We start from the raw sequence: 12,625 nt of genomic DNA on the forward strand, positions 1-12,625 counted from the left end.
CTCCTTGCCCGGAAAACCCGCCAGGCGATCGGATTCTTATGTCCTAGACGGCAGGTCTCCTGGCTCGCGGGTCATCGCCTTGGTGCCGCCTTCCCGGGAATATCCCAGTGGTTTTCGGCCTTGGCTCGTCGCTTACAGTTGCGGGGACAGCCGCGGATTTGAAATCGAGATTTCGCACCGCATTCCCTCTTGGCCCCTGCCGTTGCGGGCAGGGGACCGTCTGAAACGGATTTAGGCTTGTGGAGGCAGTCGTGTCAACGCACGTCTATGACGCGGCGATATCTGCGAGCGGCCGGCCAAGGTCGCCGGCAGCCGTCACCGCGATGCGCTCAAGCCCGAGCCAGCCCTGCATCTGCTTCAATTCCTCGAAGAGTTCGGCAGCGGTTTGTGGCGGGGCGCCGGGCTCCGCATAGGCGGCATGGACGCGCAATACGCCGGCCGGACGGTCGGCCCTGAGGTCGACGCGCCCGACGATGCTGTCGCCGAGCAGGAACGGCAGCACATAATAGCCATACCGGCGCTTTTCGGCCGGCGTATAGATCTCGATGCGGTAGTGGAATTCGAACAGCCGCTCGGTGCGCGACCGCTCGAAGACGACGGGATCGAACGGCGCAAGCAAGGCGCGCGCCTCGATCCTGCGCGGCAAACGGGCGTCCTTATGAAGATAGGCTGTTTTGCTCCAGCCTTCGACGCTCACCGGCAACAGTTCGCCAGCCTCGACCAACTCCTCGATACGGCCCTTGATGTCGGCGGGCGAGAGGCGGAAATAATCGCGCAGGTCGCCTGCCGTGGCGACGCCATGGGCGCGGGCGGAGATGCGCAGCAATTCGCGGTGGGCGTCCTCGGGGCAGGGAACCGGTAGAGCGAGTATCGCGGGCGGCAGTACGCGCTCCGGCAGATCGTAGAACCGTTCGAAGCCGCGGCGATGCGCGGTGGTGATGCGGCCGGCCCAGAACAGCCATTCGAAGGCGTGCTTGGCATGGCTCCAGCCCCACCAGCCGCCCGAACCCTTCTGGCCTTCGAAAGCCGACGCCGCGATCGGGCCTCGTTCGGCGACCTCGCGATAGATGTCTTCGATATAGGCGGCGTGCTCGCGGCCCCATTTGGCCAGTCCGCTGTACATTTCCTCGCCGCGCTCGGCCCGCTGCATGCGCCAGCGCATCAGCGGATAGGTCTCGACCGGCAGGAAGGAGGCTTCGTGCGCCCAATATTCAAAGACCATGCGCTTGCGCGTTATGGCGGCGTCGTCGAGCAGCGCCAGCTTGTAGGGGCCAAGCCGCGAATAGAGCGGCATGTAGTGGGCGCGCACCACGGCGCTGACGGAATCGATCTGCAGCAGGCCGGTACGGGCAAGCACGCGGGCCAGATGTCGGCGGTCGGGTGTACCGGCGGGTCGGGGGTCATTGAATCCCTGTGCCGCCAGCGCGATGTGGCGGGCCATGCGAAGTGAGATTTTTTCCTTCATCAATGCGGGTATCCTGATGATGCCGGACAGAGAAGAGAATCTGCGATTCCGCGCCATGCTAGCAGGGTTTTGGCGGTATCCATGTCAGGAGAGAAAAGTGGAGTGAAAAGTGAAAGAAATCAAACAGGAGCGGATCTGACCAGTTTTCCCGGATATGCCGCCCAGTACCGCGATTTGAACAAGGTTTGACTTGCTTCGCCGAAAGCGCTGCGCTAACCCTCGCCGCGTTGCAGCATAGAGCCCCCTTAAAACGGTTCAGTGGTTAAACTGTCACGCTTCCGCAAGTGGGTCCGGTGCTGTAATCAGGGTGGATTGGCCGCCAACGGAAACTGCAGCATGAACGCACTTTTAGGTTCGTACCTGCCCATCGTCCTGTTCATCGGCGTGGCGCTGGTGGTCGGGCTGGCGCTGCTTGCCGCACCCTTCCTGGTGGCCTACCGCAACCCCGATCCGGAAAAGCTTTCGGCCTATGAATGCGGCTTCAACTCGTTCGACGATGCGCGCATGAAGTTCGACATCCGCTTCTACCTGGTGTCGATCCTGTTCATCATCTTCGATCTGGAGGTGGCCTTCCTGTTTCCTTGGGCGGTGTCGTTCAGCCAGATCGGCATGCTCGGTTTTTGGTCGATGATGGTGTTTTTGGCGGTGCTGACCATCGGCTTTGCCTATGAATGGAAAAAAGGAGCGCTGGAATGGGATTGAACGACAGTTCCGGCACGCTCGTCGCGCCGAAGCCCAAGGGCCTCATCGACCCCAACACCGGCAAGCCGGTTGGGGAGGATGATCCGTTCTTCCTGGAGATCAACAACGAGCTCGCCGACAAGGGCTTTCTCGTCACCTCGACCGAGGCGCTGATCACCTGGGCGCGCAGCGGCTCGCTGATGTTCATGACCTTCGGTCTCGCCTGCTGCGCGGTCGAGATGATCCATACCTCGATGCCGCGCTATGACTCGGAAAGGTTCGGTGTTGCGCCGCGCGCGTCTCCGCGTCAGTCCGACATCATGATCGTTGCCGGCACGCTGACCAACAAGATGGCGCCGGCGCTGCGCAAGGTCTACGATCAGATGCCGGAGCCGCGCTACGTCATCTCGATGGGCTCCTGCGCCAATGGCGGCGGCTATTATCATTATTCCTATTCGGTGGTGCGCGGCTGCGACCGCATCGTGCCGGTCGACATCTACGTGCCCGGCTGCCCGCCGAGCGCCGAAGCGCTGCTCTACGGCATCCTTCTCCTGCAGAAGAAGATCCGCCGCACCGGCACGATCGAGCGGTGAGCGGCATGACCCAGGCGTTGAATGACCTCTCGACCTATCTCGGCGAGAAGCTGACCGGCCGGATCGGCGAGGCGGTGTTTGCCTATGGTGAACTCACCATCTCGGTCGAACCGCGCGACCTGATCGAGGTAGTGACCTTCCTGCGCGACGACCCGAAATGCCAGTTCATCTCGATCATCGATGTCTGCGGCGCCGATTATCCGTCGCGGGCAAAGCGCTTCGACGTCGTCTATCATTTGCTGTCGCCGAGGCAGAATATCCGCATCCGCATCAAGGTCCAGGCCGACGAAGAGACGCTGGTGCCGTCAATCACCGGCATATATCCCGGCGCCGACTGGTTCGAACGCGAAACCTACGATCTCTATGGCGTGCTGTTTTCGGGTCATCCCGATCTGCGGCGGATTCTGACCGACTACGGCTTCGAAGGCCATCCGCTGCGCAAGGACTTTCCGCTGACCGGCTTCGTCGAGGTGCGTTACGACGACGAGGCCAAGCGCGTCATCTACGAGCCGGTGGAGCTCAAGCAGGAATTCCGCAATTTCGATTTTCTCAGCCCTTGGGAGGGGACGGATTACGTTCTTCCAGGCGACGAAAAAGCCAAGACGAATTGAGACGCCAAAATGGCTGAGACTTCCGTTCGCAACTTCAATATCAACTTTGGCCCGCAACACCCTGCAGCGCATGGTGTTTTGCGGTTGGTTCTTGAATTGGACGGGGAAGTCGTTGATCGCGTCGATCCGCATATTGGACTTTTGCATCGCGGCACGGAAAAGCTGATCGAGCACAAGACTTATCTGCAGGCCGTGCCCTATCTCGACCGGCTCGACTATTGCGCGCCGATGAACCAGGAGCATGCCTTCGCGCTCGCCGCCGAACGGCTGCTCGGCATCGAGGTGCCGAAGCGCGGACAGCTTATTCGAGTTCTCTACTCCGAGATCGGGCGCATCATGTCGCACATCCTCAATGTGACGACGCAGGCGATGGATGTCGGCGCGCTGACGCCGCCGCTGTGGGGCTTTGTCGAGCGCGAAAAGCTGATGGTGTTTTACGAGCGCGCCTCGGGCTCGCGCATGCATGCGGCCTATTTCCGGCCGGGCGGTGTGCATCAAGACCTGCCGCAGAAGCTGATCGAGGACATCGGCAAGTGGATCGACCCGTTCCTGAAGTCGATCGACGACCTTGACGCGCTTTTGACCGGCAATCGCATCTTCAAGCAGCGAAATGTCGACATTGCCACCGTCTCCCTGGCGGACGCCTGGGCCTGGGGTTTTTCAGGCGTCATGGTGCGCGGCTCGGGTGCGCCTTGGGACCTGCGCAAATCGCAACCTTACGAATGCTATGCCGAGCTGGATTTCGACATTCCGGTCGGCAAGAACGGTGACTGTTTCGACCGCTATCTGGTGCGCATGGAAGAGATGCGGCAGTCGGCGAAAATCATGCGCCAGTGCGTCGATCTGTTGCTCGGCAAGGAGGGCGGCGGGCCGGTGTCGAACCTCGACGGCAAGGTGGTGCCGCCGAAGCGCGCGGCGATGAAGCGCTCGATGGAAGCGCTGATCCATCACTTCAAGCTCTACACCGAAGGCTACCGCGTTCCAGCCGGCGAGGTCTATGCCGCGGTCGAGGCGCCGAAGGGCGAGTTCGGCGTCTATCTCGTCTCCGACGGCACCAACAAGCCCTACCGCTGCAAGCTGCGCGCGCCGGGCTTTGCGCATCTGCAAGCCATGGACTTTTTGTGCCGCGGCCACATGTTGGCCGACGTCACCGCGGTGTTGGGTTCACTCGATATCGTCTTTGGGGAGGTGGATCGTTGAAGATGCGGAGCGCCCTGCATGTTGCTGCCGGCTTTTCAGGCGGAGTGGCAGGCATGGGTGCAATTGCCGCCTGGGGCAGTTCGCCGCAAGCCTATTGGGTGTCCTGCCAGCCTGAGGGCGTGAAGACAGATGTCATGTGCAGGGTAACGACGACGGGCAGGCTTTGGAGCCTGGATTCCGGTTGGTATCTGTACGCCGATACGGCATATCCGGATTGGAAGGTGGCACTTGGCGCGGATTGCTCGGATCCGTACCGCAAATATCGCGACTATGTCGACACTACTTGGGGAAAGATCGCAAGCGATGAGAAGACCGCGCGCATGGCCAGGTCCGACCCTCGCCTTTATTTTGACTGCTACAACAGAGTTCAAAATTAAATGTCAGTCCGCCGTCTCGCAGAAGCCAGCCTCCAGCCAGCCTCCTTCGCCTTCAACCGGGCGAATGCGGCAGCGGCGAAGCAGTGGATCAAGAAATATCCGAAGGGGCGCGAGCAATCCGCGACCATCCCCTTGCTGATGCTGGCGCAGGAGCAGGAAGGCTGGGTGACCAAGGCGGCGATCGAGGCGATCTCCGACATGCTCGGCATGCCCTATATCAGAGGGCTGGAAGTCGCCACCTTCTATACGCAATACCAGCTCAATCCGGTCGGCAGCCGCGCCCACATCCAGGTCTGCGGCACCACGCCCTGCATGCTGCGCGGCTCGGAAGCGCTGATGGACGTGTGCCGCTCGAAGATCCATCACGACCAGTTCCATACCAACGACAAGGGCACGCTGTCGTGGGAGGAGGTCGAGTGCCTCGGCGCCTGCGTCAACGCGCCGATGGTGATGATATTCAAGGACACCTATGAGGATTTGACGCCGGAGCGGCTTGCCGAGATCATCGACCTTTATGACGCCGGCAAGGGCGCCACGGTGAAACCGGGACCGCAAAACGGCCGCATCACCTCTGAGCCGGCCAGTGGCCTGACGACCCTTAAGAGTGAAAAGGCGATCCTCAAGGCGACCCGCGACCGGGAAACCAGGGCCGCGACCAAGGCCGCCAAGGAAGCGGCGCCGGCGGCTAACGCCGCAGCGCCGGTTCCGCCTGCTGCCGCGCCTGCACCGGCGCCAGTTGCGCCCTCGAATGCCAGCAAGCCGAAGACTGATGCGGTCGAGACCAGCCCGGCGCTGAAATCGCCGTCGGCGACAAAAGTTGCGCCCGCGGCGGAGAACGCCGCGAGCGTTGCTGCGCCTCTGCATTCGGCCGCCAATGCCAACAAGGCCGAGCCGCAGGTCGAGGACGTCTCGAAACAGCGCAAAGGCTCCAAGAACAAGGCCGAGCCGGCGTCTGCTTTCAAAGCGCCGGAGGCCAAGGTTAAACCGGCGAAGGCTGCCGCCGAAGCGGCCAAGCCGTCGCCCGGAAACAAGCGCCGGCCGACCGGCAAGAAGCCGGTCTGAAGGAACGAGCAATGCTTCAGGACAGAGACCGCATCTTCAACAATATCTACGGCCGCTTCGACAAGTCGCTGGCCGGCGCCATGGCGCGCGGCGCCTGGGACAACACGCCCGGCATCATCGCCAAGGGGCGCGAGTGGATCGTCAACGAGATGAAGGCATCGGGCCTGCGCGGCCGCGGCGGCGCCGGCTTCCCGACCGGGCTGAAATGGTCGTTCATGCCCAAGCAGAGCGACGGCCGGCCGAGTTATCTCGTTGTCAATGCCGACGAATCCGAACCCGGCACCTGCAAGGACCGCGATATATTGCGCCACGATCCGCATACGCTGGTCGAGGGCTGCCTGATCGCGGGCTTCGCCATGGGCGCGGTCGCCGCCTACATCTATGTGCGCGGCGAGTTCATCCGCGAGCGCGAGGCGCTGCAGCGCGCCATCGACGAGGCCTATGCGGCCAAGCTGATCGGCAAGAACAACACGTCCGGCTATGATTTCGACATCTACATGCACCATGGCGCCGGCGCCTATATCTGCGGCGAGGAAACGGCGCTGCTCGAAAGCCTCGAGGGCAAGAAGGGCCAGCCGCGGCTGAAGCCGCCTTTCCCGGCCAATGTCGGCCTCTATGGCTGCCCGACGACGGTCAACAATGTCGAGTCGATCGCTGTCGCGCCAACCATTCTGCGCCGCGGTGCGGCCTGGTTCTCGTCCTTCGGCCGGCCCAACAATGCCGGCACCAAGCTGTTCTGCATCTCCGGCCACGTCAACAATCCGTGCACCGTCGAAGAGGCGATGTCGATCCCGTTCCGCGAACTGATCGAGACGCATTGCGGCGGCATCCGCGGCGGCTGGGACAATCTGCTGGCGGTCATTCCGGGCGGCGCCTCGGTGCCGCTGGTGCCGGCCGAGCAGATTATCGACGCGCCGATGGATTTCGATGCGCTGCGCGACCTGAAATCGGGCCTCGGCACCGCGGCTGTCATCGTCATGGACAAGTCGACCGATGTCGTGAAGGCGATCGCGCGGCTGTCCTATTTCTACAAGCACGAGAGCTGCGGCCAGTGCACGCCCTGCCGTGAGGGCACGGGCTGGATGTGGCGGGTGATGGAACGGCTGGTGCGCGGCGAGGCGCAGAAGCGCGAGATCGACATGCTGCTCGACGTGACCAAGCAGGTCGAGGGCCACACGATCTGCGCTCTGGGCGATGCGGCGGCATGGCCGATCCAGGGTCTGATGCGGCATTTCCGTGGCGAGGTGGAGCGGCGCATCGACGAGTTTTCGCGCAACGCACACCGCGCCGAACCGGTGCTGGCGGCGGCGGAATAGAAGAATTCAAAAAATGCGGGCGAATGCCCGAAACGAGGAAACGAGCGCGGGGCAGACGGAAACGACCAGGAGACCACCTATGTCGCTGTTTTCGATACCCGACGATTTGACGCCCGATGTGGACCCGTTGTTGAAGATGAACCAGGACCTAACCAGGACAATGCCGAAGGAGATGGCCAGCGCCGTCAATCTCCTGGCGCATCCTGTCGCCGGCGCGGCGGCGATGACGGCACTCGGCATCGGGCTTGCCAACCACGCCTTTGGCATCTGGATGGGCGTGCTTTCAGGCGTGGCCGAGACCTCGCAGCGGCTTTGGCAGCCGGTCACCGAGGATTTCGAGGCCCGGACCGAACGCGTTTCCGAGACCGGCAAAAGCTCCTCGACCAAGGCGCGCGCAGCCACCAAAACCCTGATTGCCGAGGCGCAGTCCTTCGCCAATGACGTGACCGACATTGCGACAAGCACTGCGGCGCGGAGCGTGGCGAATGCGAGCGCCGTTGCAGCGGACGCATCGGCCGGGCTGATGCCGGAAGATTTCAAGCAGCCCAAGCCGATGGACCGGCCAGCCGTGCCCGCCGACCTCAAGGCAATATCGGGTATCGGGCCGAAACTGGAAAAGGTGCTGAACGGCCTTGGCATCTGGACATACGCCCAGATTGCCGCGTGGACGCCGCAAGAGATCGCCTGGGTCGAAGATTACCTGTCGTTGAAGGGCCGTATCGGCCGTGACGGCTGGATCGGTCAGGCCGCCGCATTGGCCGGGGCCAAAAATTGAATTCAATATCGTGCGCGGTGTCGGCTGCGCCCGGAAGGAAAGATTGCGGAACGTCCGCAGGGGTTTGAGGCGAAATGGCAAAGCTCAAGGTCGACGGGAAAGAGATCACTGTACCCGACCACTACACGCTGCTGCAGGCGGCCGAGGACGCAGGTGCTGAAGTGCCGCGCTTCTGCTTCCATGAGCGGCTGTCGATCGCCGGCAATTGCCGCATGTGCCTGATCGAGGTGAAGGGCGGCCCGCCCAAGCCGCAGGCGTCCTGCGCCATGGGCGTGCGCGACCTGCGCCCCGGTCCAAATGGCGAGCCGCCGGAAATTTTCACCAACACGCCGATGGTCAAGAAGGCCCGCGAAGGCGTGATGGAATTCCTGCTGATCAACCATCCGCTGGATTGCCCGATCTGCGATCAGGGCGGCGAGTGCGACCTGCAGGACCAGGCGATGGCGTTCGGCGTCGATTCCTCACGCTACCACGAGAACAAGCGGGCGGTCGAAGACAAGTATATCGGGCCGCTGGTCAAGACGATCATGAACCGCTGCATCCATTGCACGCGCTGCGTCCGCTTTACCACCGAGATTGCGGGCATATCCGAGCTCGGCCTGATCGGCCGCGGCGAGGATGCCGAGATCACCACCTATCTCGAAAGCGCGATGACTTCGGAACTGCAGGGCAATGTCATCGACCTTTGCCCCGTCGGCGCGCTGACCTCCAAACCCTACGCCTTCCAGGCACGCCCTTGGGAACTGACCAAGACAGAATCCATCGACGTGATGGACGCCGTCGGCTCGGCCATCCGCGTCGATAGCCGGGGCCGCGAAGTGATGCGCATCCTGCCGCGTACCAACGAGGCGGTGAACGAGGAATGGATTTCCGACAAGACCCGCTTCATCTGGGACGGCTTGCGCACGCAGCGCCTCGACCGCCCCTATGTGCGCAAGGACGGCAGACTGGCACCGGCAAGCTGGGCCGAGGCTTTTTCCGCGATCAAGGAAGCGGTGTCGAATGCCGCACCCGAAAAGATCGGTGCCATTGCCGGCGATCTTGCCGCCGTCGAGGAGATCTACGCGCTTAAGCTTCTGATGGCTTCGCTCGGCTCGAAGAACACCGACTGCCGCCAGGACGGTGCCGCACTCGATCCGTCGCTCGGCCGGGCGAGCTATGTCTTCAACCCGACCATCGAAGGCATCGAACAGGCCGATGCGGTGCTGATCGTCGGCGCCAATCCGCGCTTCGAGGCATCCTTGCTCAACGCCCGCATCCGCAAGCGCTGGCGGGCCGGCAATCTGCCGGTCGGCGTCATCGGCGATGTCGGCGATACCCGCTATGATTACGAGCAGCTCGGCGCCGGGCCGGAATCGCTGAAGGATCTGGCCGACGGCAACGGCAAGTTCTTCCAGCTGCTGAAGAAGGCGACGCATCCGCTGATCATCGTCGGACAGGGTGCGCTGGCGCGTCCGGACGGCGCGGCCGTGCTTGGCCAGGCGGCGAAGCTCGCCGTCGCCGTCAATGCCGCAAGGGCCGACTGGAACGGCTTTGCCGTGCTGCACACCGCCGCGGCACGCGTCGGCGGCCTCGATGTCGGCTTCGTACCGGGCGAGGGCGGCAGGAATGTCGCCGGCATGCTGGGCGAGACCGACGTGCTGTTCCTGCTCGGCGCCGACGAAATCGACATGGCCAAGACCGGCGGCGCTTTCGTCGTCTATATCGGCACGCATGGCGACAAGGGCGCGCATCGCGCCAACGTCATCCTGCCGGGCGCCGCCTATACCGAGAAGTCGGGCACCTTCGTCAACACCGAAGGCCGCGTGCAGCAGACCAACCGTGCCGGCTTCGCGCCCGGCGAAGCGCGCGAGGACTGGGCGATCCTTCGGGCTCTGTCGGATGTGCTCGGCAAGAAGCTGCCGTTCGATTCGCTGCAGCAACTGCGCGCAAAGCTCTATGCGCAATACCCGCATCTTGCCCGCGTCGACCATGTCGCGGCCGGCCACCCGGCCGACATCGCCAGGGTGGCCAAGCTCGGCGGTCGGCTGAACAAGGGCACCTTCACCTCACCGGTCAAGGATTTCTACCTGACCAATCCGATCGCGCGGGCTTCCGCGGTGATGGCCGAATGCTCGGCTTTGGCGAAAAACGGCTTCAGGCAGGCGGCGGAGTAGATATGGACACCTTCTTCTCCTTTTATGTGCTGCCGGCGCTGCTGATCCTTTTGAAGTCGGTCGTGCTGATCGTCGTTCTGTTGATCTTCGTCGCCTATGTGCTTTACGCAGACCGCAAGATCTGGGCGGCGGTGCAATTGCGCCGCGGACCGAACGTCGTCGGCCCGTGGGGCACGCTGCAGGCCTTCGCCGATCTGCTGAAATTCGTCTTCAAGGAACCGGTGATCCCGTCCGGCGCCAATAAGGGCGTTTTCCTGCTGGCGCCCTTGGTGTCGGCGGTGCTGGCGATCTCTGCATGGGCGGTCATACCGGTCAATGAAGGCTGGGCGATCGCCAACGTCAATGTCGGCATCCTCTATGTCTTCGCCATCTCCTCGCTCGAGGTCTATGGCGTGATCATGGGCGGCTGGGCGTCCAATTCGAAATACCCGTTCCTTGGCGCGCTGCGCTCGGCGGCGCAGATGGTGTCCTACGAAGTCTCGATCGGCTTTGTCATCGTCACCGTGCTGCTTTGCGTCGGCTCGCTCAACCTGTCCGACATCGTCCTGTCGCAGCAGGACGGGCTGGGCACGCGGCTCGGCCTGCCCAACACCTTCCTCGACTGGCATTGGCTGTCGCTGTTCCCGATGTTCATCGTCTTCTTCATCTCGGCGTTGGCCGAGACCAACCGTCCGCCCTTCGACCTCGTGGAAGCCGAATCGGAACTCGTCGCCGGCCATATGGTCGAATATTCCTCGACGCCGTTCCTATTGTTCTTCCTCGGCGAATATGTCGCCGTCGTCCTGATGTGCGCGTTGGCAACCATCCTGTTCCTTGGCGGCTGGCTGCCGCCCTTCAACTTCGCGCCGTTCACCTGGGTGCCGGGGCTGATCTGGTTCGTGCTCAAGGTCTGCCTGGTGTTCTTCATGTTCTCCATGGTGAAGGCGTTCGTGCCGCGCTATCGCTACGACCAGCTGATGCGACTCGGCTGGAAGGTGTTCCTGCCGATCTCGCTGTTCATGGTGGTCGCCACCGCCGCTTTCCTAAAGATCACGGGGTTTGCCTGATGTCTGCATTATCCCAGGCCGCCAAGTCACTGCTTTTGCAGGATTTCGTCGGCGCTTTCTTTCTGTCGATGCGCCAGTTCTTCGCGCCGAAGGAGACGATCAACTATCCGCATGAGAAGGGACCGGTCAGCCCGCGCTTCCGCGGCGAGCATGCGCTGCGCCGCTACCCGAACGGCGAGGAACGCTGCATCGCCTGCAAATTGTGCGAGGCGATCTGCCCGGCACAGGCCATCACCATCGAAGCCGGCCCACGCCGCAATGACGGCACGCGGCGCACCGTGCGCTACGACATCGACATGGTGAAATGCATCTATTGCGGCTTCTGCCAGGAAGCATGCCCGGTCGACGCCATCGTCGAGGGACCGAATTTCGAGTTCGCGACGGAGACGCGCGAGGAACTTTACTACGACAAGGACAGGCTTCTGGCCAATGGTGACCGCTGGGAGCGTGAGCTGGCGCGCAACATCTCGCTGGATGCGCCTTACCGCTGATATTTGACGCATGGACGGGGCGAGGGCCTCGTTCAGAGGATGATCCCGAAAAGTTGCAGACTTTTCGGACAAGATCATCCTCCGGAATGAAAGAGTGTCGCATGTTTTCTTTTCGATCGGGTCTTTCAACCCGATCGGAACATGCGATAGGAACACGCAACTTGCCGACCGGAGGCGGTGGCAAAAAACAGGACGAACGTCCTGTTCTGACAGGAAACCCGGGGGAACCCATGCTGAGTGGACTAGAGGCGGCCTTTTTCTACCTCTTCGCCTTTGTCGCGGTGGCATCGGCGTTCATGGTCATTTCGGCGCGCAATCCCGTGCATTCGGTGCTGTTCCTGATCCTGACCTTCTTCAACGCCGCCGGCCTGTTCATGCTGACCGGCGCCGAGTTCCTGGCGATGATCCTGCTCGTCGTCTATGTCGGCGCGGTGCTGGTGCTGTTCCTGTTCGTGGTCATGATGCTCGATGTCGACTTCGCCGAGATGAAGGAAGGCGCCCTGCAATATGCACCGATCGGCGCGCTGGTCGGGCTGATCCTGGCGGCGGAGCTGATCGTGGTGCTCGGCGGCTATACATTCGCGCCGAAACTGGCGGCGACGGTCGCCAAGCCCATTCCGGACCTGGCCGCGCGCTCCAATACGGCAGCGCTCGGCGACATCCTCTATACGGATTACCTCTATTACTTCCAGGTAGCTGGCCTGGTGCTGCTGGTCGCCATGATCGGCGCCATCGTGCTGACGCTGCGCCACAAGCCGGGCGTCAAGCGGCAGTCGATCGCCGCCCAGGTCGGCCGCACGGCGGCAACCGGAGTGGAAATCCGCAAGGTCAAGACGGGCGAAGGAGTCTGAG

Annotated in this window: 13 protein-coding genes and 1 riboswitch; of the genes, 12 read left to right on the top strand and 1 reads right to left on the bottom strand. The window is 62.6% G+C overall.

Annotation, left to right across the window (positions count from 1 at the left end; genetic code table 11):
- Window positions 1–32 precede the first annotated feature (32 nt).
- Window positions 33–236: riboswitch (cobalamin riboswitch) on the bottom strand.
- A 29-nt stretch (window positions 237–265) separates the two neighbouring features.
- Complete coding sequence (locus NKI79_RS02255; RefSeq protein WP_352799620.1) at window positions 266–1,465, bottom strand: winged helix-turn-helix domain-containing protein; 1,200 nt, start codon at window positions 1,463–1,465, stop codon at window positions 266–268.
- A 336-nt stretch (window positions 1,466–1,801) separates the two neighbouring features.
- On the opposite strand from NKI79_RS02255, the gene NKI79_RS02260 reads away from it, so the two are divergent.
- From NKI79_RS02260 to NKI79_RS02315, 12 genes are all read left to right on the top strand, one after another.
- Window positions 1,802–2,167, top strand: a complete 366-nt coding sequence (locus NKI79_RS02260; protein ID WP_023720750.1) for an NADH-quinone oxidoreductase subunit A — start codon at window positions 1,802–1,804, stop codon at window positions 2,165–2,167.
- On the top strand, window positions 2,158–2,739 hold the full coding sequence (locus NKI79_RS02265) for a NuoB/complex I 20 kDa subunit family protein (protein ID WP_352799621.1): 582 nt from the start codon (window positions 2,158–2,160) through the stop codon (window positions 2,737–2,739). Before NKI79_RS02260 ends, NKI79_RS02265 begins: the two co-directional genes overlap by 10 nt.
- A gap of 5 nt (window positions 2,740–2,744) precedes the next feature.
- The gene (locus NKI79_RS02270) at window positions 2,745–3,350 is read left to right on the top strand and encodes an NADH-quinone oxidoreductase subunit C (RefSeq protein ID WP_352799623.1); all 606 of its coding nucleotides are present in this window, start codon (window positions 2,745–2,747) and stop codon (window positions 3,348–3,350) included.
- A 9-nt stretch (window positions 3,351–3,359) separates the two neighbouring features.
- The gene (locus tag NKI79_RS02275; protein WP_254818103.1) at window positions 3,360–4,550 is read left to right on the top strand and encodes an NADH-quinone oxidoreductase subunit D; all 1,191 of its coding nucleotides are present in this window, start codon (window positions 3,360–3,362) and stop codon (window positions 4,548–4,550) included.
- A complete protein-coding gene (locus NKI79_RS02280; RefSeq protein WP_352799624.1) occupies window positions 4,547–4,927 on the top strand; it encodes a hypothetical protein in 381 nt (126 codons plus the stop codon). The genes NKI79_RS02275 and NKI79_RS02280 overlap by 4 nt, the downstream gene beginning before the upstream one ends.
- A complete protein-coding gene (gene nuoE, locus NKI79_RS02285; protein WP_352799626.1) occupies window positions 4,928–5,989 on the top strand; it encodes an NADH-quinone oxidoreductase subunit NuoE in 1,062 nt (353 codons plus the stop codon).
- Window positions 5,990–6,000: 11 nt separating this feature from the next.
- Entirely contained in the window at window positions 6,001–7,305 is a 1,305-nt protein-coding gene (nuoF, locus tag NKI79_RS02290; RefSeq protein ID WP_254818105.1) for an NADH-quinone oxidoreductase subunit NuoF, read from the top strand.
- Window positions 7,306–7,384: 79 nt separating this feature from the next.
- Window positions 7,385–8,080, top strand: coding sequence for a helix-hairpin-helix domain-containing protein (locus NKI79_RS02295; protein ID WP_352799628.1), 696 nt, complete (start codon window positions 7,385–7,387; stop codon window positions 8,078–8,080).
- A 74-nt stretch (window positions 8,081–8,154) separates the two neighbouring features.
- Window positions 8,155–10,236, top strand: coding sequence for an NADH-quinone oxidoreductase subunit NuoG (gene nuoG / locus NKI79_RS02300; protein WP_352799629.1), 2,082 nt, complete (start codon window positions 8,155–8,157; stop codon window positions 10,234–10,236).
- Between the two features lie 2 nt (window positions 10,237–10,238).
- A complete protein-coding gene (gene nuoH, locus NKI79_RS02305; protein ID WP_292663045.1) occupies window positions 10,239–11,282 on the top strand; it encodes an NADH-quinone oxidoreductase subunit NuoH in 1,044 nt (347 codons plus the stop codon).
- Window positions 11,282–11,773, top strand: coding sequence for an NADH-quinone oxidoreductase subunit NuoI (gene nuoI / locus NKI79_RS02310; protein ID WP_254818109.1), 492 nt, complete (start codon window positions 11,282–11,284; stop codon window positions 11,771–11,773). The genes nuoH and nuoI overlap by 1 nt, the downstream gene beginning before the upstream one ends.
- Window positions 11,774–12,003: 230 nt before the next feature.
- A complete protein-coding gene (locus NKI79_RS02315; protein ID WP_023676621.1) occupies window positions 12,004–12,624 on the top strand; it encodes an NADH-quinone oxidoreductase subunit J in 621 nt (206 codons plus the stop codon).
- Window position 12,625 lies beyond the last annotated feature (1 nt).

Origin of the sequence: Mesorhizobium sp. M0340 (assembly GCF_040321535.1) — a bacterium.
Lineage (GTDB): Bacteria > Pseudomonadota > Alphaproteobacteria > Rhizobiales > Rhizobiaceae > Mesorhizobium.

Coding starts and splice junctions, on each gene's coding strand:
- NKI79_RS02315 (WP_023676621.1), top strand. CDS start 12,004: ATGCTGAGTGGACTAGAGGCGGCCTTTTTCTACCTCTTCGCCTTTGTC.
- nuoE (WP_352799626.1), top strand. CDS start 4,928: ATGTCAGTCCGCCGTCTCGCAGAAGCCAGCCTCCAGCCAGCCTCCTTC.
- NKI79_RS02255 (WP_352799620.1), bottom strand. CDS start 1,465: ATGAAGGAAAAAATCTCACTTCGCATGGCCCGCCACATCGCGCTGGCG.
- NKI79_RS02275 (WP_254818103.1), top strand. CDS start 3,360: ATGGCTGAGACTTCCGTTCGCAACTTCAATATCAACTTTGGCCCGCAA.
- NKI79_RS02295 (WP_352799628.1), top strand. CDS start 7,385: ATGTCGCTGTTTTCGATACCCGACGATTTGACGCCCGATGTGGACCCG.
- nuoI (WP_254818109.1), top strand. CDS start 11,282: ATGTCTGCATTATCCCAGGCCGCCAAGTCACTGCTTTTGCAGGATTTC.
- NKI79_RS02265 (WP_352799621.1), top strand. CDS start 2,158: ATGGGATTGAACGACAGTTCCGGCACGCTCGTCGCGCCGAAGCCCAAG.
- nuoF (WP_254818105.1), top strand. CDS start 6,001: ATGCTTCAGGACAGAGACCGCATCTTCAACAATATCTACGGCCGCTTC.
- nuoH (WP_292663045.1), top strand. CDS start 10,239: ATGGACACCTTCTTCTCCTTTTATGTGCTGCCGGCGCTGCTGATCCTT.
- nuoG (WP_352799629.1), top strand. CDS start 8,155: ATGGCAAAGCTCAAGGTCGACGGGAAAGAGATCACTGTACCCGACCAC.
- NKI79_RS02260 (WP_023720750.1), top strand. CDS start 1,802: ATGAACGCACTTTTAGGTTCGTACCTGCCCATCGTCCTGTTCATCGGC.
- NKI79_RS02270 (WP_352799623.1), top strand. CDS start 2,745: ATGACCCAGGCGTTGAATGACCTCTCGACCTATCTCGGCGAGAAGCTG.